This is a genomic window from Methylobacillus glycogenes JCM 2850 (assembly GCF_000617925.1).
Classification (GTDB): Bacteria; Pseudomonadota; Gammaproteobacteria; order Burkholderiales; family Methylophilaceae; genus Methylobacillus; species Methylobacillus glycogenes.
The window spans coordinates 347122-366655 of sequence record NZ_BAMT01000001.1 but is presented as its reverse complement, the minus strand read 5'-3'; the positions used below and the strand labels follow the sequence as shown (position 1 = coordinate 366655).

Here is a 19534-nt window from a genome sequence, read left to right as displayed (position 1 = left end):
AAGAACTCAGGATTGGTGTGCCTTCTTGGTTGTAATCTGCTGTTGCTCTATCATGGGGGCGTAAGTGATAATTTTCTGACTCGGTAACAAAGAGCACTAAGTAAGTGTCACCACTCGCCCAATACCAAATGAACTACGCGTGCGGGTGAGGCAATAACAATAAGGCGGCATGGTTAGTAGGACTTTAAGGGGAAGTGATGCAATGCGATGACTTTATAGATTTTCTTTCCTACATTTTGATCCCAAGTGGCTGGCTGTTAGCTACAACCTCTATCCTTATGGAATTTGAATGGCCTAGGCATAAACTTGGCCTCTCCAAAAAAATTCCTAACCATCTCTGCAGTCACTCTGTCATTCCTATTGGCAGCCAGTGGCGCAACGATGATTCTTGTAGGTATGATTTACCCCGCCAAAAGTTATCTTTTCTGATGCTCTACAAACCATTCATTGCCGCGCTGCTGCTATTCGCTTCAACCCAAACCCAAGCCGCCACCATCACAGGTAAATCACTACGATGAGCTGCCCTGCCTGTGGTCGCCCAGTTGAAGCAACTGATGCCAAATGTATTCATTGCGGAAAATCTTTTACTGTAGACATCTATGTGCCCCCGGAAGATGGGGAGCGATTTCAGCCTTATATGCTTTATAAGTTTTATAAGCTTCACAAGCTTAAAAGCTTGCTTGGATATTATGCACTCTGCTAGTATTGGCGCCTATTATTACTTCTATTTTGTACGTTATTTTTTTGTTTATAGTTTTTGCTATTACATTGGTATTTTTCCAGGTAATTGAACTTCCTAATTTCGAATTAATGGTTTTGATAGAGATGATTAAATATGACTTACTAGTAGCTTTAGTGATCGCTACAATTTTCTGGATAAAAGAGGAATTATTCGAAATCTATGATTAATAGAAAGCCGTGAGGTTGCATACTCCAATAATACTCATGAAAACATTTTTAGCCGCTCTACTGCTACTCATTTCAGCCCAAACAAACGCCGCCACCATCATAGGCCGAGTAGTAAAAGTCTCAGACGGCGACACCATCACGGTTTTAGAGGACACCACTCAGCACAAGATCAGGCTCATGGGCATTGATGCGCCTGAGCCAACATGAAACATTGTTAATAACCAGAAAGTTGATGGCTATTAGTCATATTGATCTATTTCATCACCCAATATTGTTTGGTAACCTGCTGGACATAATAAAAATGATTTACTTTTTGACAGGGGATAACAATGTTATTGACTAAGACCTTAGCTGCATCTTTGGTGATGGCTGCATGCTCAATCGCCGCAACATCTGCATCAGCTCAAACCTATTTTCTTGATGCAAGTCAGTTTAACTACATGAGTGCAGACAAGATTCAGGGCTATATCAAGACTGATAAAGTTGGCACTTTCACCACTAAAGAAGCTGTTGAAGAAGTGCTACAGCAAACCAGCTTTGGTTTCAAGATCATGGATGGCGCATCCGTGCTGTCCGAGCTTACCGTCCTCAATAGTGCATGGGAGCTGGATTTGCGGTCTATCATGGGAGTTAGCCTGGTAATAAGTGATAGTGAATTTTCATTAAGCTTTGTTACCCCGCAGGAGTTTTCCTCCGCGAGATTACTCCTGATTTCCGACGATGGGTCTACCAGACTACAGTTCAGTCAAGTAAATAACATCAGCGACTATTCCATAATTCATATGAGCTATAACGCATCTCATAGCGCCTCAACCAATTTGCCATTTGGATCTACTTTTGTGCTTTCCGCCGCCTTGGTACCCGAACCATCAAGTTACGTCATGCTAGGCCTAGGGCTAGCATTCCTCGGCATGACTGCTCGTCGCAGAAGCTAGGGGCTTACTTGTGCTGATGAAAACCCGCTCCGGCGGGTTTTTTATTGCCTAGCGTCTGCCCTGCATCCGATTGGACTAATGCCACCCTAGCCATGTGCAGATACTATGTAGTGGCTTACACCTCCTCACATAGGCAATAAGCGCAGGTCCAGCTCGCGCCTCTGCCCTCCCCGGTGTAGGCGCATTTTTTTGCCTATCACTTTGAGCGGTATTTAGAACCCATGTGGACATGCAGATCTTGTAAAGCCCAGCTCGAACTCCACGACGTCAAGGCAACCCTTGATGCCCAGGGGCTGAACTTCATCTACCCTATCTGCCAGCATCGCAATAAGCTGATCAACGTTGGCACCGATCACTTACACGTAGTGCAGCCTGATATTGACAGGGATGAGTTCAAGGCTCGCACTTAAACCACTCCCCTTTTGTGCGCGCGACACAAACAAAAACAGGGGCATGTAGCTCCTGTGATTGATGTGCCTTAGATTAGGCTGATTTGCGGCGGCGAGTTGCGAAGCCTAGCACACCAAGACCTAAGCCTAGCATGGCATAAGCACTTGGCTCTGGAACACTTGAAATAATTTGTTCGTTGTCTAAACCAAAATGATAAGTATCCGTGGCGAATATCACCCTAAGGTTGATATAAAGCTTGTTATTGGCAACTTGATGAAAAGGGTACTCTGGAACAATGGGTTCATTTCTAAACACACCCGAGCTTGTGCCTCCCAGATAGTCCCAACCATTAATCACTGAATTATCAAACTCAAAGGTGAATGCAAAGTGCATAGTCTCACCCCACTCATTAACAGGCCCAACACTCCTTCTGATGTTACCAGTCAGGCCCTTATTGGATTCTAATATACCGATCGTTAGACCATCGTCTTTAAAATCGATGATTTGTTAGATTGACCCTGGCCCACCAAATACCTGTCCAACGCCATGTTGAACACCACAAAAAACCCCGGCAAATCCTAATGATTCCGGGTTTTTTTTGTTTAATGCCACCGCCTCAGCTTTATGAGGATGCAACAAAACTTAAGGCTCGCGATAAGTTTATATATTGTTATTGGGGAACGAAGCTACCCGACTAGGCAATGATCATCAGTAAACTCTCAAGCAGTGTAGACAAGCTTTTGAGCGGTACTATAGCTACATTCAAACAATTGTAGGTTAGGAAAAATAGCATGTCCCCCACCAAATGAACTACCCATTCAACTGACATGCCCTTTACCTACTGTATAAACTGCAAGCGCAAAGTTAAAACCAAATTTACCATCTGCCCGGGATGCGGCAAACCACGTTCCGGGCCTGATGGCTCTCCCCGCAGGTCAACAGTAACTTTGCTTAAAGTGCTAGGGCTAATATCTGCTTTAGCACTTCTTTACCTCAAAATCTCCTGAATTTAACGCTATCAATATTAAGCCCCCGGAGGGGCTTTTTTAGCTTAATGCACAGATTAGGCTTTGACGTTTCCTTGCCCTAGCTCCGCCCCGGTTTGCGGGTCGCTCTTGGGGTCTGATGCTGTACGCTCGGCCAACTGCTGATTCAACTTTTCTTCTTCTGAGCTTAATTTCACCGTTGCCACGCCATCTCCCTTGCCCAGGGTGGCTGGCTCCTTAACATATTCCCACTCCCCGCCCTTATTCCAGGGGCCTCTGACTTCATCTCCTTTTGAAAGGTCAAGGTAGAGATTGGTGAATTGGGGATCACCGGGCAATTTACCCGGTGGGAAGTTGTTATCAATGGCATATAGCGCTTTTTCAAATGATTTTTGATGCGCTATTTCCCGCGTCATCAAAAATGTGAGGGCGTCTTTAACCCCAGGGTCTTCAGTGATGTTGATCAAGCGCTCATACACAATCTTGGCCCTGGCTTCTGCTGCGATATTGGAGCGCAGATCTGCGGTAGGCTCTCCAATGGTATCGACATATGCTGCACTCCATGGCACGCCTGCGGAGTTTGTCAGCGGAGCGCCACCACCGTAAAGCAGTTGTGTCAGGTGGCTATCATTGCCGCTGCCCGAGAGTGAGCGATATATCTCGCCCTCGGCATCCACACCCTCAGCCAGCTTGCCTCTAGCACCCTTGTTAAGCATGCATACTAGGCTGCCGATGATTTCCAGATGGCTTAATTCTTCAGTGGCAATATCAAACAGCATGTCTTTGCGGCCTGCATCATCTTCAGCAATTGCCTGGGTGAAATAGCGGCAAGCGGCTGCAAGCTCACCTTGAGGGCCGCCAAACTGTTCAAGTAAAAGGTTAGCCAGGCCAGGGTTGGTTTCATTAACACGCACTGTATATTGCAATCGTTTGTTATGTGAAAACATGACTTTCTCCGTCTGTGTTGTCTGCTGGCTGGAAGTAGCAAGCTGGCATCACAGTATTGCAAGCCCGGATAGTCTGTTATGGGACAGCGGCTTTATCAGATGTGGGAAGGCATTACTTGGCAAATCACTCAAGAGCACTGGGGTATTTGTGCATCATGCCAACCTTGGAAAGGACAGTTCAGCAAGTAGTCCATGGGCATAGATGTGCCAAATAAGGCACAGCCACCTATACTCATCCCTCCCTATCTCCCCCGCTGCTGATCATCCTTCTCCAGCCACGCTGAGCAGTGATATTGCGGTTTTTTTTCAAGTCACTCCCGTGCACGTTTGCCGTTAGTCAGTGGGATATTGGCGTGGATAGTCAGAAGCGCGACCAAGTGATTATTACTAAATTACAAGTTGAGAGCCTAGGCACTATGAAACTGTATCGCCTCAAGCTCTATGTGAGCAATACGCTACTTTAATCCCCAAACAGGCCTTTCAAAAAAGCTCGAGCCCTCCGGCTGAAGTTCAGCAACCAGCATGCTGGCGTATGCTTTTTTGCTATTAAACTGCTATCACCGCCCGCATTGACTTTTGAAATATACTCAATAAAATGAATATTAAATCACTTAAAAATCATTTTATTGATGCCAAGACGATCAAACACTTTACTCAGCACTCACCAGGCCGCAGCCGAGGTTTTGGCACTTCTTGGCCTAAGAATCCGCGCTCATAGAATTGCGCATGGGTGGACCATCAAGGAAATGGCCGAGCGCCTGCTTTGCTCGCAAAACACCTATAGAGCCATTGAAGCGGGCAAGCCTAGCGCCAGTATTGGTATCTTGGCGAATACCTTATGGCTGTTTGGGGAGCTTGATTCCTTGAATATGGTGGCGCCACTGCCTTATGCACTCAGCCCTGGCAAGCGCGTGAGAAAACAGAAAAATGCGCTTGCCTCCGGACGTATTACTGAGGATGAACGTGACTTCTGAACGTAAACTTTATGTGGGTCTGCACCAGGCAAATGCACAAGCGCCTGTTGCCGTGGGGCTATTAAAGCTGGTACGTAGCGGCAATATTGAATCAGGAGAATATGCCTATGGCAGGCAATATCTTGATGCACCTGCTGCCATAGCACTCAATCCTGATCATCTCCCTTTAACACCTGAAGTTAGAGTCTTGCCCCCACAGCGTATCCGTGAAGGTGGCGCTCTGCCATTGACCTTCCGGGATGCTTTACCAGATAGCTGGGGCCGTAAAGTGCTTGAATCACAACACGGCGGCCCACTTAATGACATCGATGTATTACTGAGAACAAACCAGGACAGAGTGGGTGCCATGCTGTTCAGTGAGGCACTGCCTATCCTGAACGAGGATGATGACACCGAGCCCACTACAATTGAGGCACTGGCAGAGGCGGTAAGAAGGCTGGAGTTCGATATGGAGATTCCTCAGCATATGCGCAAGCTGCTGCGCAGAGGAGGATCTTTAGGTGGAGCCAGACCAAAATCGAGCTTTATCCATGCGCAGCAAAAATGGCTGGCCAAATTCCCTGCGGTGGATGACAGGCACGATGTTGAGCTGCTGGAACATGCGGTATTGCGCCTGGCAGCGTTGTGCGGCATTGAGGTGTCGCCCTCTCAGCTGGTGCCTATTCAACATGGGCACGCCATTCTGATCAAGCGTTTTGATCGGCAGGGGGAGATAGATGGGGAGACTCGCTTACATTATCTGTCGGCTTCTGCATTGCTCAATGTCTCTTATGAGAGTGGCAGTGGCAGCTATGTGGAGTTAGCCCAGGTGATTCGCAGAATTTCCTCACAACCCCAGCATGACCTCAATCAGCTGTATCGCAGAATGATCTTCAACATCATCATTGACAATACGGATGATCATGTCAAAAACCATGGCATGCTGCATGTGGGCCACGGGCAATACCGCCTGGCTCCGGCTTTTGATATTGAAATGCAACTGAGAAACCTGGGCCAGCAAGAGTTGGCCATCATGCCTGGCCATTCAGGTTCCAGTCTGAAATCTGCCATGCAAGCCGCGCCTGCCTTTGGCCTATCTGAGCAAGACGCGCAGCAATCTATTGAAAAGATTCAGGCGCTGGTTGATAACCAGCTTGTGAGCATCACGGCAGCGCTGGGGGCAGCGCAGGGTTTGCAATCCAAGATTCAGCAATGCTTAAGGCGCCAATATGAATTGACGCATGACATGCCTTGATCGACTTGCCACACTCCCGCAAGAGATGGCAAACAACCTCAGCACCTCTCACCATCTCGCCACCCAGTTTTTAACCATTTATCTCAACATCAAAACCCGAATGAATAACCAACAAAGCCCATAGGCTGGGTTCTGGTTTCCGCAATCGGGCTATCGCCTTGCTCATTGCTCAAACGGTTGGCAATCAAACCAAAGAACAAGGCCTGGTTTTGGTTGACGCTGTAAATACCATTAATGCCAATTTGATATTGAACACCAGCCCCAGCTTTATAAGCTGGCCGCCCAGGGCGCACTTCATCAGCATCCACGCCAAAGTAGTAGTCATTGAGCTTGCTGTCATTCCATTGCATGCCTACCAGGCCATTCAGACGCAGCTTACTGGAGCGGTAAAGATTGCGAATAAACTGCAATTGCACGTTCTGCCCTTTGCTGGCGCCGCCCACATCAAAGCCCCATTGCGCATTGACCGTGCCATAGTCGGTCTGCCAGCGCAGCACCGGGCCCATATCCACCGAGAAGTCCCTGTCATCCATACCCTTGGTTCTGCTGCTGTCATCGGCGTCCCAGCCAAAGCGGGCATCGGCGGAAAGGCCAAAGCGGATACGCTTGTCACTGGATTCAAGCAACCAGACGCCAGCCTGCAAGCCATTGATATAAAACCTGTCCCCATAATTGGCATTGATCACAGGCAGTACCAGCGCACGAAAATCCTTAGAGCCTGAGGTTTTGGGGATAAAGCCCACGCCTATCCCGTACATATTCTTCTGTCTGGGCATGGCAGTTTCAGTCTGGCGGTCTATTCTGTCATCCTCAGCCCAGGCATTGCTGGCTAGCAATGCCATGGTTGCCATACTCAATGCGCGTTTAAGTTGTGCCATTGTTTTCCTATCTAATGTTCATACAGGTAATGTTTAAAGGGGCCATATTATTGGATTCTGTAAACTAAAAGCGCTCAGACCCAATGCAGTGTAAAGCAATTGTGTTGCGTTTTTAGCGCCTTTTCAGCATCGCCATGTTTACTAGTGCCATACATGCCCATAACCCATTGCCGGGCTACAGGTCCGTTTGGACTATATGCGTTCTGTACCGCAGGTATATGATAGTCAGGTCGGGATTGATTCCCCCGATGGCATTCAAGCTACTCCGGGCCTCTATCCTCCCCGATGTGGCGCTTTTTTTTAGCAGCACATCCCCCACTCAAAAACGCGCTTTGGCCATGAAGCATTGCGGTGCGCATGGCGAGCTTTCCTTAGCCACAAGACCGCATTGCTTGCACACACCCTGGCCGTATTTTTATCCCACAAACACTTAAGCGGGCATCCTATATCGACAGCATGTTGACGGCCTTATGCTGGTCTCGTCGGTGCCTGACAGGCCCTGATGCCCAACTCCTCTCCTATGCCTTATCGCTTTCGGTGAGGCATTTTTTTGGCTATTGATACATGAGCTAGCGCTATATGTGTTTGCAGAGATTCATCTACATCACTGTGTCCATGATTACTGTTTCCAAAATGACTTTAACCATGGCCCTGGTTACAGGCACAAGCGCTTATTTTTTGCGCTGGCGCACAGAATGTAATGGCATTGCCGCTGTCGAACCCGCAGCCATTTTCAATCAAAACACATCATGGATTTAATCATCGCGCGGCCGGAAGGTTTGTACTGCCCCCCCGGCGATTTTTATATAGACCCCTGGCGGCCAGTAGACCGTGCCGTGATTACGCACGGCCATGGTGATCATGCACGCACAGGTCATCAGCACTATCTGGCTACTGCTGCAGGCGCAGGTATATTGCGCAAGCGTCTGGGCGAACATATCAATCTGCAAACGCTGGAATATGGTGAGAGCCTTCAGCACCATGGTGTCAACATCAGCCTGCACCCGGCTGGGCATGTCTTGGGCTCGGCCCAGGTGCGAGTGGAATATCAGGGTGAGGTCTGGGTGGCCTCAGGCGATTACAAAGTGGAGCCTGATGGCACCTGCACCCCGTTTGAAAGCGTGCGCTGTCACACCTTTATTACCGAGTCCACCTTTGGCCTGCCAATTTATCGCTGGCAGGCGCAGCAGCAGATTTTTGCCGATATCAACCAGTGGTGGCAGAGCAATGCAGAACAAAACCGCGCCAGCGTGCTGTTCTGCTATGCCTTTGGCAAAGCCCAGCGCGTATTGTCAGGCTTGAACCAACATATAGGCCCCATTCTGGTTCATGGCGCGGTAGAGCCGCTAAACCAGATTTACCGTCAGGCGGGCATTGCACTGCCGCTCACCCACTATGTCAGCGAAATAGAAGACAAAGCCCAAATCAGCAAAAGCCTGGTGCTGGCGCCGCCATCCGCGCAAGGCACGCCGTGGATGAAACGCTTTGGCGATTACTCCGACGCCTTTGCCAGTGGCTGGATGCAGCTACGCGGCACGCGCAGGCGGCGCGGCGTAGACCGTGGCTTTATTCTCTCTGACCATGCCGATTGGCCAGGCTTGCAAACCGCCATCAAGGCTACGGGTGCAGAGCGCGTGTTTGTTACCCATGGGCAGATACACCCCATGGTGCGCTGGCTGTGCGAGCAAGGCCTGGACGCACAGGCTTTTGTCACAGAATATGGTGAGGAAGCCGCAGAGGCGGAAACAGACTTTGCCGCTGAAAGCGCCTTGTCACCAGAACCATCTGCAAACACGTCCTCTGCAAATCAGCCTGCTGCAGAAATTGCCACGACCACTGCAACCACCGCAACCCACCCTCACCTGCGCCAAAAAGCGAGGCGCACATGACATTATCAAAAGGCCAAATTTGAAAGCCTTTGCCGACCTCTACTATCGGCTGGATGCCACCACCAGCAGCAATGCCAAGCTGGCGGCATTGCGGGATTATTTTTTGTTGGCATCAGCCGCCGATGCAGCCTGGGCGGTGTATTTTCTTGCGGGCGGCCGCCCACGCCAGCTGGTGCCCACCAAGCTATTGCGTGCACTAACGCTGTCAGCCAGCCAGCTGCCAGAATGGCTGTTTGAAGAAAGCTACCATGCGGTGGGTGACCTGGCTGAAACCATGGCTTTGCTCTTGCCAGATGCCAGCCACACTTCAAATCAAGGCCTGGCCAGCTGGGTAGAAAACAATTTGCTGCCACTGCGCGGCCTGCCGCCGGAAACCTTGAGCCAGCAGTTGCTGCCTTTGCTGCTGCAACTGGATCAACGCAGTCAATTGGTGTGCATCAAGCTGATTACCGGCAGCTTCCGCGTTGGTGTTTCGCGCCTGCTGGTCACGCGCGCGCTGGCGGCGGTGGCAGGCATAGATGCCAAGCGCATTGCCCAGCGCCTAGTCGGTTATACCGACCTTGCTGCCCGGCCAACTGCAGCGCATTACCTCAAATTGATTGCGCCTGTGCATGAAGATGGAGAGACGCTAAGCGAAGGCCAGCCCTACCCGTTTTTCCTCGCGCATCCACTGCAACTGCCTACCGAGCAATTGGCAGCAATACTTGGCGGCCCAGAAGATTGGCAGGTGGAATGGAAATGGGATGGCATACGCGCGCAACTAGTGAAGCGTGACGGCCAGCTATGGCTATGGTCACGCGGTGAAGAACTGGTGACCGAGCGCTTTCCTGAATTGCACGGGCTGCTACAGCACTTGCCGGATGGCACTGTGCTGGATGGTGAGCTGGTGGTATGGAAACAAGGCCAAGTCCAGCCCTTTGCCTTGCTACAGCAACGCTTGGGGCGCAAAACCCTTAATAGCAAGATTCTGCAAAACCTGCCTGTGGTATTGCTGGCTTACGACCTGCTGGAATGGCAAGGCCAGGACTGGCGCGAGCAGGCGCAATCTGTGCGACGTACGCAACTGGAAGAAATTGTACTCAGTTGCCAGCAGCCGCAATTGCAAATATCACCCTTGATCAGCGGAGCAAGCTGGCAAGCGCTGGATAAACAACGCGCCGCATCGAGCAGCCTGGGGGTGGAAGGCTTTATGCTCAAGCGCAAGGATGCGCACTATGGCATAGGCCGCACCAAGGATGTAGGCGTCTGGTGGAAGTGGAAAATAGACCCTTACACCGCAGATGCGGTGCTGATTTATGCGCAGACTGGTCATGGCCGCCGCGCCAGCCTCTACACCGACTACACCTTTGCCGTCTGGGATAGCCCGCAGGACAACCCCGAGCGCAAATTGCTGCCTTTTGCCAAGGCTTATTCTGGCCTCACCGATGCAGAAATGCGCGAGGTGGACGCCATTATCCGCAAAACCACGCTGGAGAAATTTGGCCCGGTACGCAGCGTCACCCCCACCATGGTGTTTGAGCTGGGCTTTGAAGGCATAGCCCTCAGCTCACGTCACAAAAGCGGCATAGCCGTGCGTTTTCCGCGCATGCTGCGCTGGCGGCAGGATAAACCCGTGGCCGAGGCCGACACCCTGCAGAGCTTGCAGGCGCTGTTACCGCAGGCTGCAAGCCCTGCCAGTCAGGAGGTGGATGAATCATGACCCTGCGCGCAGCCCCTGCAAGTTCATTGCCTGCACCCTCCTTGCCCTCTGCTGACAGCCCTGCCGCTGATAGCCCTGCCGTCACCAAGCCTGATGATTTTGCTTTAAGTCGGCACTGGTTTGCAGGCCATGGCTGGCAGCCTTTCCCGTTTCAGCAGCAGGTTTGGCAGGCCGTGGCCCAGGGTCAATCCGGCCTGCTGCACGCCACCACCGGGGCGGGTAAAACCTATGCGGTATGGATGGCGGCCATAGAGCGCTTTGCCTTGAACAAGCCAGCGACAATCACCGCAGCAGCCTCGGCGAGCGCTGAAAAACCAGCGACCACCAGCAAGCGCAAGCCGCCCAGCCAGGGTTTGACCCTGTTATGGATCACCCCCATGCGCGCCCTGGCGGCAGATACCGAGCGTGCATTAACTGCACCGCTGCAGCAGCTAAACCTGGATTGGAGCATAGGCTTGCGCACGGGCGACACCAATAGTGCCGAGCGCGCACGGCAAAGCAGACGCCTGCCCACCGCGCTGATTACCACCCCAGAAAGCCTGACCCTGCTGCTGACGCGGCCAGATGCCGCAACCATTTTTGCCAGCCTGAAAATGGTGGTGGTGGATGAATGGCATGAATTAATCGGCAACAAGCGCGGTGTGCAATTGCAACTGGCGCTGGCCCGCTTGCGGCGCTGGCAAGCTGGCTTGATTACCTGGGGCTTGTCAGCCACGCTGGGCAATTTGCAGCATGCCATGGAGGTGCTGATTCCTGGCCCATCTCACAGCAGTTCTGCCCCGCCCGTACTGGTGCAGGGCAAGCTGGCAAAACAGCTGTTGATAGACACCTTGTTACCACCAGGCATAGAGCGTTTTCCCTGGGCTGGGCACCTGGGTTTGCGCATGTTGCCGCAGGTGATCGCGGAAATTGAATCCAGCGCCAACAGCCTGATTTTCACCAACACCCGCTCACAATGCGAGATTTGGTATCAAGCTTTGCTGGAAGCCCGTCCAGACTGGGCAGGCTTGATTGCGCTACACCATGGCTCGCTGGATAGAAACGTCAGGGAGTGGGTAGAGTCTGGCCTCAAGGCAGGCACGCTCAAGGCCGTGGTCTGCACCTCCAGCCTGGATCTAGGCGTGGATTTCCTGCCCGTGGAGCGCGTGTTGCAGATAGGCTCGCCCAAGGGCGTAGCCCGCTTGATGCAGCGTGCCGGGCGCTCAGGCCATGCCCCCGGACGCGCCTCGCGCCTGACCGTGGTGCCTACACATGCCATGGAATTAATCGAATCGGTGGCAGCGCAAGATGCCATTGCTGCGGGTCGCATCGAAGCCAGGCAATCGCCGCGCAAGCCCTTGGACGTGCTGGTGCAGCACCTGGTGACCATTGCGCTGGGTGGTGGCTTTATTGCCGATGATTTATTGGCGGAAGTACGTAGCTGTTATGCCTACCAGGATTTAAGCGCAGAAGAATGGCGCTGGGCCCTGGCCTTTGTGCAGCATGGCGGCGAATCGCTCACCGCTTATCCGGATTACCGCCGTGCCATCCCCGATGAACACGGCGTGTGGCATGTGCCAGATGCGCACCTGGCACGGCGGCACCGCATGAGCATAGGCACCATCGTCAGCGATTCCAGCATGATGGTGAAATTCTGGAGCAAAGGCGCTTCTGGCAAAAGCCTGGGCTCAGTGGAAGAAAACTTTATCGCCAGGCTCAAGCCCGGTGATCATTTCTTGTTTGCCGGGCGCTTGCTGGAACTGGTGCGCGTGCATGAAATGACCGCTTTTGTGCGCAAGGCAACGGGCAAAAAAGCCGCCATCCCCCGCTGGAACGGTGGCCGCCTGCCGCTTTCCACCGAACTGGCTACCGCCATGGTGGCACGTATGGATGCTGCGGCCCACGGCCATGTTGACGGTCCGGAAATGCAATTAATCCAGCCCTTGCTGCAAGTGCAAAGCAACTGGTCAGCCCTACCCACCAATACCCATCTGCTGGCCGAATCGCTGCACTCGCGCGAAGGCTGGCATTTGTTTCTTTACCCCTACGCCGGGCGCAGTGTGCATCTGGGCCTCGCCAGCCTGCTGGCCTGGCGTGCGGGCAAGCATCAGCCCAACACCTTCTCCATCGCGGTCAATGATTACGGGCTAGAACTGCTTTCCGCCGTGGCGGTAGATTGGGCCAGCATATTCCAGCAAGATATCTTCAGCACAGAAAACCTGTTGCGCGATGTGATAGAGAGCCTGAATGCAGGTGAGCTGGCGCAAAGACGTTTTCGTGAAATTGCGCGTATTTCCGGGCTGGTGTTTGCCGGGTTTCCCGGTGCGCATAAAAGCGCCAAGCAAGTGCAGGCTTCATCCAGCCTGTTTTATGACGTTTTCAGCAAATACGATCCACACAACCTGTTGCTGACACAAGCCCAGCAGGAAGTGCTGCAACAAGAGCTGGAAATCGCACGCCTGTCTGCCACGCTGCAACAACTACAAAGCAAGCAAATACAATTGATGCAAATCAAACGGCCTACGCCGTTTGCGTTTCCGCTGCTGGTAGAACGCTTCCGCGAAAGCAGCAGCTCAGAGAAACTCGCCGACCGCATTGCGCGCATGGTAAGCGAGCTGGAAAAAGCCGCAGGCGCAGGGGCGTATGTCCATGAAGAAAGCCCGCAGGCACAGGCACAATTCAATACCCAGCAGCAAGCCTACAAAAAGCGCGAGCGCCATGGCAAAACTGGCAAGCCCACTACGGCAGAAGAAAGAAGCAAAGCACCAAGACGACGTAGCCGCATGATTCCAAACAAAGCACGCCCAGAATGATTCTATGCATGACTCATTCCTTAATTAAACTCATGAGTAAACTCGTGACTCAGCTCATTTTCAACGCATGCCCCAGCCCAAGCTTACTTTGATCAACACCAATCGCTTGATGCAACTCCAGCCATGAAACATCAACACCCACTGAGCATAGGCAGCAATACCCTGCTGTTGCTGGCCGATAAAGCCATCTACTGGCCGCAACAGCAAGCCCTGCTGCTGGCCGATGCCCACTTCGGCAAGGCCGCGGCCTATCGTGCGCTGGGCCAGCCCGTGCCACAAGGCACCACTAGCCACAATCTGCAACGCTTAAACCAGCTGCTATCTACATACCCCACGCAAAAAATCATATTCCTCGGCGATTTTTTGCATGCGCCCAAGTCTCACGCCCCAGCCACGCTGCAGGCTTTACGTCTGTGGCGTGCGCAACATGCCGCCATAGCGTGTGTTCTGGTACGCGGCAATCATGATCACTCTGCGGGTGATCCGCCTGCAGACTTGAATATTGCCACTGTGGATGAGCCTTACCTGCTGGGAGATTTCGCCCTGCAACATCTGCCAATCTCTCATCCACCCATCACGTGCTGGCGGGGCATATCCATCCAGTGTTCCGCTTGCAAGGCAAAGCCCGCCAACGCCTGACTTTGCCCTGTTTTCACCACCAGCCAGGCATCACGCTACTGCCCGCTTTCGGTGCTTTCACTGGCGGCTACGCGGTGGAACATCATGCGGATAGTCAGGTTTATGTCACAGATGGAGACTGCGTGTGGCCAATCACAGCCGCATCATGAAGTCAGCATGAGGGCTAAATAAGCGCGCTAGACTGATTTCAAGAGATGCTTGAATTGAAGTTGATCAGCACCATACTGACCAGCAGCGCGACTATGACCGCCATGCCTATCGCCAAAACCAGCGTCAGGCGCGCGGTTTTCTTGGCAGCCAGCGCAGTTTTCTCGGCGTATTGCAGTGCCAGCGTCTGGCTGATCTGCTTCTCACGCGCTTTCACCTCGCCCTCGGTCATGCTTATCCAGTCCAGCAAGGCTTGCCTGCGGCTACCAAAACTAAGCTCGGCCTTGGCCTTGCAATAGGCCAGGCCCTTTTCCTCGCACTCGGCCAACATAGCCGCTTTTTGCTTGCTCACACCCCCTGCTGTCATGCACGCCCTTTGTCTATTGCTGTTGTAGGGACGATTATCAGGCTGGTGTTGCCCAAGGCGGTAGCATAAAACGGCAACTTCTTACGGCTATGAGTGCGTTTACTTCAGATAGCGATCCGCAGACTCTCGCAGCGTGGTAAATGCCATCGCCAGCTTGGTCACTTGATTGGGAAAATCTGAGGCTGGGGCTTTTTCTGCCTCTTTCAGCGCACCGCTGAGCACCAGCGCATTGATACGCACGCGCTCATGCTCTTTGGCGGCAAAGTGAAAATCCATCAGCCCCAGCATGTAAAACAGGGCACTGGACAAGGTCATTCTAGGTAATACATCCACTGGCTGACATTGCTGATATTCACGCAGGGTGTCTTCCATATCCTGAAAATAGGCTTGGCGGAAATAACGGCTTCTGGCCTGAGCTGCCCTGATTTTGCTGAATTTCACAAAAGCAAACCACGCCGCAATCGGCAGCAAGATAACAGCAAAGATGATCAGCCACAGCAGCACAAGCTCACTCATTCACCAGATCCCCACATCACGCCTTGGATAGATGTTCGATTTTATCACTTTCGGCTGTGTTGTCAGGAAAGTTTGCCTGGTGACTAGGCTTGATTGTGCACTGGCACTAAAAAATTCTCTGGTGCGGAATTTTTTTGAGTATACTCATTAAAGTAATAAATATAATAAAACTGGCAAGATCATCTTAGGCACCAGTCGCGCCACATAACAAAGCCTTGTGATCAGATCAGCCCAAATGCTCTCCCGGTGTCGAGAAAAATAAGAGAGTAAAAATGTTATCCGCCCCCCCCCCCAGGAGAACAGCATGGCGACCGACTTGGCCCTCGTCGATTTTTTTCGTCCGTATATTCTCAAAGGTGAGAATACAGACTGGCATGCCGCCTTATCTGTCATTTATGTAGAAAGCTTTGAAACCGCACTCAGTGATGAAGGCATCACGATTCGGGGTGTAGCGCGTTTTTCCGGCGCGGGCAAGCTGGCGTTTGACCCTCTGGCAGGCAAGCTTTCCTTTGATGGCTACAATACCGAGGGGCATCCGCAGCAGCAGCCAGGCAGGCGTGAGCCTGGCTGGATATTACCGATACCAGGCTGGAGTTTGCCTTGTCTGCGCCCAGGGCAGCGGGGGCCATTATCAGCGCTGGACTGGCCTCCATTCCTGCTAGTGAAACGGCATTCAACCCGGTACGAGAGGTGTTGAACGCCTGGGATGACATTCCCGCAGACGCACCACCTTCAGACTACCCTGGCACGGCATTCTCGCTGGAGCTGGTGCTGGCGGGGATTGTGCTGCGCCCGCCTTTCCTCAAGCCCGCCAAGATGACCACCGAGGGCCTGCTGCTGGCAGATAGCAGCCGCCAGGATGTGACGTTCAACCTGCCCAAGATCAAGCTGTTGCTGAACCAGGGCAGTGATGCCCAGGCCAGGCTTGAAGTCAGCCTTCAGTCCCTGGGGGTAGCCAGCCTGGATGATGGCGGGGATATTGCCGCAGCCGAGATGATCAGCATGACGCCGCCCTATGCCTTGATTGGGGAATCTGGAGTGGTGGGCTTTGGTTTCAAATCCGCCGTGCTGGATTTATCGGATGGCTACACCCCGGCGGCCGTGCTGCAACAGTTTGGCTTTGATGAAAGCTGGACCGGGCTGTATCTGCCGGAAATCCGCTTGTTTGTAGCCCCGCACGGCATGGAGGATTTTGCCGTCAATGCCGGGGTGCGTAATCTGTTGATAGGCTTAGGCCAATCCAGTGGCATCACGGGTGATTTTGAGGTGATGGTCATCAATCAGGGCGCGGGCGATTTGGGCTTGCAAGCGGTGTTCCTGACACCAGATAACCGTGTGATTGGCGTTGAACCATTGCCTGATGGCAGCTTGGAAGTTGCCCTGCCTGCACAGTCGCGTTTGTTGCTGGAAATTTCCGGCGGCAAGGCGCCCTACTTTGGCCAGGCCAGCTTTGGCGGCAGCGATCACGCCGGACTGGTGCACGATATTGATCTCTCCAGCAATACTGAACTTAATATCAGCGTCAGCGCCAGAGACTCCAGCAGCCAGCAAAAGACCAAGACACTGAGCATCAAGGCTTATCGTCTAAGCCCTGCCAATACGAGTACTGGCAACACCAGCAGCCCGGTGTCCCCGGCCAGCGTCAAGACCACCAGCATCACGCTGGATGGCGTCAGCCAGGCTACACCTGCCCTGACTTTGGTCAGACAAGACAGTAGCACTATCACCATCAGCCTTGATCCGCCTTCCGCCAACACCAGTTGGAAGATAGGCAACAACCCGCCCGAAATCGGTGCCAGCGTCACCATCCCACTGGCAGCTGGAGAAACCAAGCCAGTAGAGGCGTCTTTAAGTGATGGCACGGTAAACAGCATCAACTGCTATTTCCGTTTTGATCAGCCTGGCAGCACCACACCCAGCGGCTTTGCGCTGGACTACAACAACAGCAACAGCTCGCCCGCAGTAGATCCCAGCAGCAGCACTTACTGGATGCCACCTGCTATTCCTTTCATGGATAAATTCCGTGCGGCGCTGCGGCAGCTCAATGGCGCTAGCTTGACCCTGGTGGGCAGCGCCAGCTATGAGCTCAATGATGCCAAGGATAAATACAATTATCTGCTGTCCCGACGCCGGGCCGAGGCCTTGCGGCAATTGCTGGAGTCCGAGGCCAACCATCCAGACCCGGCACAACGTATCCCCGCTTTTACGCTGACTACGGCCCCAGCCGATATTGGCGCGTCAGCGCCACCCAGCGCCTGGGTCAGCGACTGGAAAACCCATAGCAGCCCGAGAAATCTTTGGTGGAAAGCCAGCATAGAAGGCTTTGGCCCCATCACCATCCCCGGCAGTATCACCCAGGGTGAAGTCACGCGCCCTGCGGCTGCCCAGCCAGTGCCCCCGCCCCCCGCCCTCACTACCCCTCCCGCACCACCGCAGGCACCGGACTGGTTCCGTTCCATTGCGCTCAAGGTACGCATAGTGCGTGATCAGTTTGTGGCGGTGGAATTATCCGGCGAGCTGGATTTTGAGACGGCGGCAGAAGAAAAACTGCGTAACCGCGGTGTAGGCAGTGGCCAGATTCCGCAGTTTGAAGGGCTGGGCAGCCAAAACCCCAGCGATGGCATCGTCAAATACTTGATTCTTTACCAGACCGACCCCGCCAGCCAGACCGATCAGATCAAGCTCTATCTGGGTGCAGACCCCAACGATAAAGACGGCCTGCTGATGACAGGCCAACTGCCAGGCCAGCCGCTGAAGAACCCCAGTACTGGCCGCAATGTATTGGGCATGACCGCCCTGTTTACCCCGCTGCTGGCAGAAACTGCCCCCGCCTCGCCCACCGATGGCAGCGTGGCTGAAATTGTGCTCAGCACGGCAGCCCTCGGCCTGCCTATCGCGCTGGCTGAGCTGGGCCTGTTCAATGTAGAGCGTGTGGTGCTGTATGGCGGCGAGCTGAATGTGATCAACCGTGCCGGACAATGGGTATCAACCCTGTTGTTTGACGTGGAAACCGCCATCTCGGCCGATATTGAATTGGGTGGCATCCGCTTTCTGGAAATTCCCCGCGATAAACCACTGGCGGTAAGGTACAAGGCCATAGGTTTGAAAATGGGCTTCCCACCAGGCTCTAACGACCGTTTCCAGCTCAGGCCCATGTTTGATGCCTCCAAGGGGTATTCCATAGATTTATCCGGCCCGGGCGCCTGAAAGTGCCCGACCCGCTGGGGCAAATCCTGCAGGTGCTGGGCGCACGCATCGCCCGCACCAATCCCCTGACCTTTGAGATAGACCTGGGCTTTGCCATAGACCTGGGGGTAGTCACCATAGAACGCGCGCGTATGCGCCTGCCAGTCAGCCCACTGGGGCCACCTGAACTCACCGCGTTTGCGGCCAGCATCAGTGTGCCCAGCACCATAGAAGGCCGCGGCTATCTGGAAATCAACAATCGTGAATTCAAGGGCCAGATTGATGTATCGCTGGTGCCGCTCAAGCTGCGCCTGGCCGCAGGCCTGGGCATTGCCGACATTCCCGCCAGCAAGGGTGGGCCAGCCACAGGTGTCATCATCACACTGGAACTGGAACTGCCAGTCGCCATTCCGCTGGCGCAATCCGGCTTTGGCATTTATGGCTTCCTCGGCCTGTTTGCCATGCATTACGCGCGTGATGAGACTGGCATCAACTCACTGACACCAGCGCTGGCCTGGCTCAAGGACAGGGCCAAGGGCGACCCTACCAATATCGATGCCTGGAAACCCGAGATCAATAAATGGGGCTTTGGCCTGGGGGCCATACTCGGCACCATGGAAGGTGGCATCATCTTCAACGTCAAGGGCATGGTGTTGCTGGAGCTGCCGGGGCCACGCCTGCTGCTGATCATGCGCGCCAACCTGCTGGCGGTGCTGCCTGACCTCAAGGATGGCGAGGCCGAAGGCACTTTCCTCTGCGTGATTGATCTTGATTTTGGCCGTGGCAGGCTGACCATAGGCATGTCCATAGATTTCAAGATCACGCCGCTGATTGAAATCCAGATTCCGGTAGAGGCCTATTTCAATCTGACCCAGGGTAATGACTGGCATGTCTACCTCGGCACAATGCCCGGCGAAGAAGTGGGCATGACCTTGCCCGGCCCAATACACGCCAACATCCTGCAAGTGTTTGATGGCGCAGGTTATGTCATGATCAGCGGCCACGGCATTCCGGCTTATAAAGGCTGGATGCCATCCATGGCGTAG

At 53.3% G+C, this 19534-nt stretch carries 16 protein-coding genes; 11 read left to right on the top strand and 5 right to left on the bottom strand.

All coding sequences use genetic code 11. The features are described from left to right. The first annotated feature begins 197 nt into the window (after nt 1-197). Both JCM2850_RS16385 and JCM2850_RS01720 read left to right on the top strand, forming a co-directional pair. Nucleotides 198-518, top strand: coding sequence for a hypothetical protein (locus tag JCM2850_RS16385; protein WP_036265355.1), 321 nt, complete (start codon nt 198-200; stop codon nt 516-518). 720 nt (nt 519-1238) lie between these two features. After that, nucleotides 1239-1844: a PEP-CTERM sorting domain-containing protein gene (locus JCM2850_RS01720; RefSeq protein WP_025869550.1), complete on the top strand. Its 606-nt coding sequence runs from the start codon at nt 1239-1241 to the stop codon at nt 1842-1844. A gap of 483 nt (nt 1845-2327) precedes the next feature. Here the strand turns inward: JCM2850_RS01720 and JCM2850_RS01710 are convergent, their stop codons facing one another. Next, complete coding sequence (locus JCM2850_RS01710) at nt 2328-2627, bottom strand: PEP-CTERM sorting domain-containing protein (protein WP_025869548.1); 300 nt, start codon at nt 2625-2627, stop codon at nt 2328-2330. Nucleotides 2628-3297: 670 nt separating this feature from the next. Further along, nucleotides 3298-4167 (bottom strand): manganese catalase family protein, encoded by an 870-nt coding sequence (locus tag JCM2850_RS01705; protein WP_025869547.1) that lies wholly within the window; start codon nt 4165-4167, stop codon nt 3298-3300. A 629-nt stretch (nt 4168-4796) separates the two neighbouring features. On the opposite strand from JCM2850_RS01705, the gene JCM2850_RS01695 reads away from it, so the two are divergent. Beyond that, a complete protein-coding gene (locus JCM2850_RS01695; protein WP_025869546.1) occupies nt 4797-5141 on the top strand; it encodes a helix-turn-helix domain-containing protein in 345 nt (114 codons plus the stop codon). Next, complete coding sequence (locus JCM2850_RS01690) at nt 5131-6375, top strand: type II toxin-antitoxin system HipA family toxin (RefSeq protein WP_025869545.1); 1245 nt, start codon at nt 5131-5133, stop codon at nt 6373-6375. The genes JCM2850_RS01695 and JCM2850_RS01690 overlap by 11 nt, the downstream gene beginning before the upstream one ends. Before the next feature lie 89 nt (nt 6376-6464). Here the strand turns inward: JCM2850_RS01690 and JCM2850_RS01685 are convergent, their stop codons facing one another. Further along, nucleotides 6465-7253, bottom strand: coding sequence for a MipA/OmpV family protein (locus tag JCM2850_RS01685; protein ID WP_025869544.1), 789 nt, complete (start codon nt 7251-7253; stop codon nt 6465-6467). Nucleotides 7254-8002: 749 nt separating this feature from the next. Between JCM2850_RS01685 and JCM2850_RS01675 the strand changes: the two genes are divergently transcribed. The 4 genes from JCM2850_RS01675 (at nt 8003) to JCM2850_RS16380 (ending at nt 14272) form a co-directional block, all read left to right on the top strand. Further along, nucleotides 8003-9142: a ligase-associated DNA damage response exonuclease gene (locus tag JCM2850_RS01675; protein WP_025869542.1), complete on the top strand. Its 1140-nt coding sequence runs from the start codon at nt 8003-8005 to the stop codon at nt 9140-9142. A gap of 19 nt (nt 9143-9161) precedes the next feature. Continuing rightward, the gene (locus tag JCM2850_RS01670) at nt 9162-10841 is read left to right on the top strand and encodes an ATP-dependent DNA ligase (protein WP_025869541.1); all 1680 of its coding nucleotides are present in this window, start codon (nt 9162-9164) and stop codon (nt 10839-10841) included. Beyond that, on the top strand, nt 10838-13633 hold the full coding sequence (locus JCM2850_RS01665) for a ligase-associated DNA damage response DEXH box helicase (RefSeq protein ID WP_025869540.1): 2796 nt from the start codon (nt 10838-10840) through the stop codon (nt 13631-13633). Before JCM2850_RS01670 ends, JCM2850_RS01665 begins: the two co-directional genes overlap by 4 nt. A gap of 123 nt (nt 13634-13756) precedes the next feature. Beyond that, nucleotides 13757-14272 carry a metallophosphoesterase gene (locus JCM2850_RS16380; RefSeq protein ID WP_234406021.1) on the top strand — a complete coding sequence of 172 codons (516 nt, stop codon included), beginning with the start codon at nt 13757-13759 and terminating at the stop codon, nt 14270-14272. A gap of 187 nt (nt 14273-14459) precedes the next feature. On the opposite strand, the gene JCM2850_RS01655 is transcribed toward JCM2850_RS16380, so the two are convergent. Then, nucleotides 14460-14771, bottom strand: a complete 312-nt coding sequence (locus JCM2850_RS01655) for a hypothetical protein (RefSeq protein WP_148301165.1) — start codon at nt 14769-14771, stop codon at nt 14460-14462. A gap of 114 nt (nt 14772-14885) precedes the next feature. Continuing rightward, nucleotides 14886-15302, bottom strand: coding sequence for a hypothetical protein (locus JCM2850_RS01650; RefSeq protein WP_025869538.1), 417 nt, complete (start codon nt 15300-15302; stop codon nt 14886-14888). A gap of 304 nt (nt 15303-15606) precedes the next feature. Here JCM2850_RS01650 and JCM2850_RS21260 point away from each other — a divergent pair, with 304 nt between their 5' ends. The 3 genes from JCM2850_RS21260 to JCM2850_RS21250 are packed head-to-tail and all read left to right on the top strand — an operon-like array spanning nt 15607 to nt 19534. Then, nucleotides 15607-15999 carry a hypothetical protein gene (locus tag JCM2850_RS21260; RefSeq protein ID WP_025869537.1) on the top strand — a complete coding sequence of 131 codons (393 nt, stop codon included), beginning with the start codon at nt 15607-15609 and terminating at the stop codon, nt 15997-15999. Then, nucleotides 15903-18509 (top strand): OmpA family protein, encoded by a 2607-nt coding sequence (locus JCM2850_RS21255; protein WP_159105110.1) that lies wholly within the window; start codon nt 15903-15905, stop codon nt 18507-18509. Before JCM2850_RS21260 ends, JCM2850_RS21255 begins: the two co-directional genes overlap by 97 nt. A 2-nt stretch (nt 18510-18511) precedes the next feature. Next, a complete protein-coding gene (locus tag JCM2850_RS21250; RefSeq protein WP_025869535.1) occupies nt 18512-19534 on the top strand; it encodes a hypothetical protein in 1023 nt (340 codons plus the stop codon).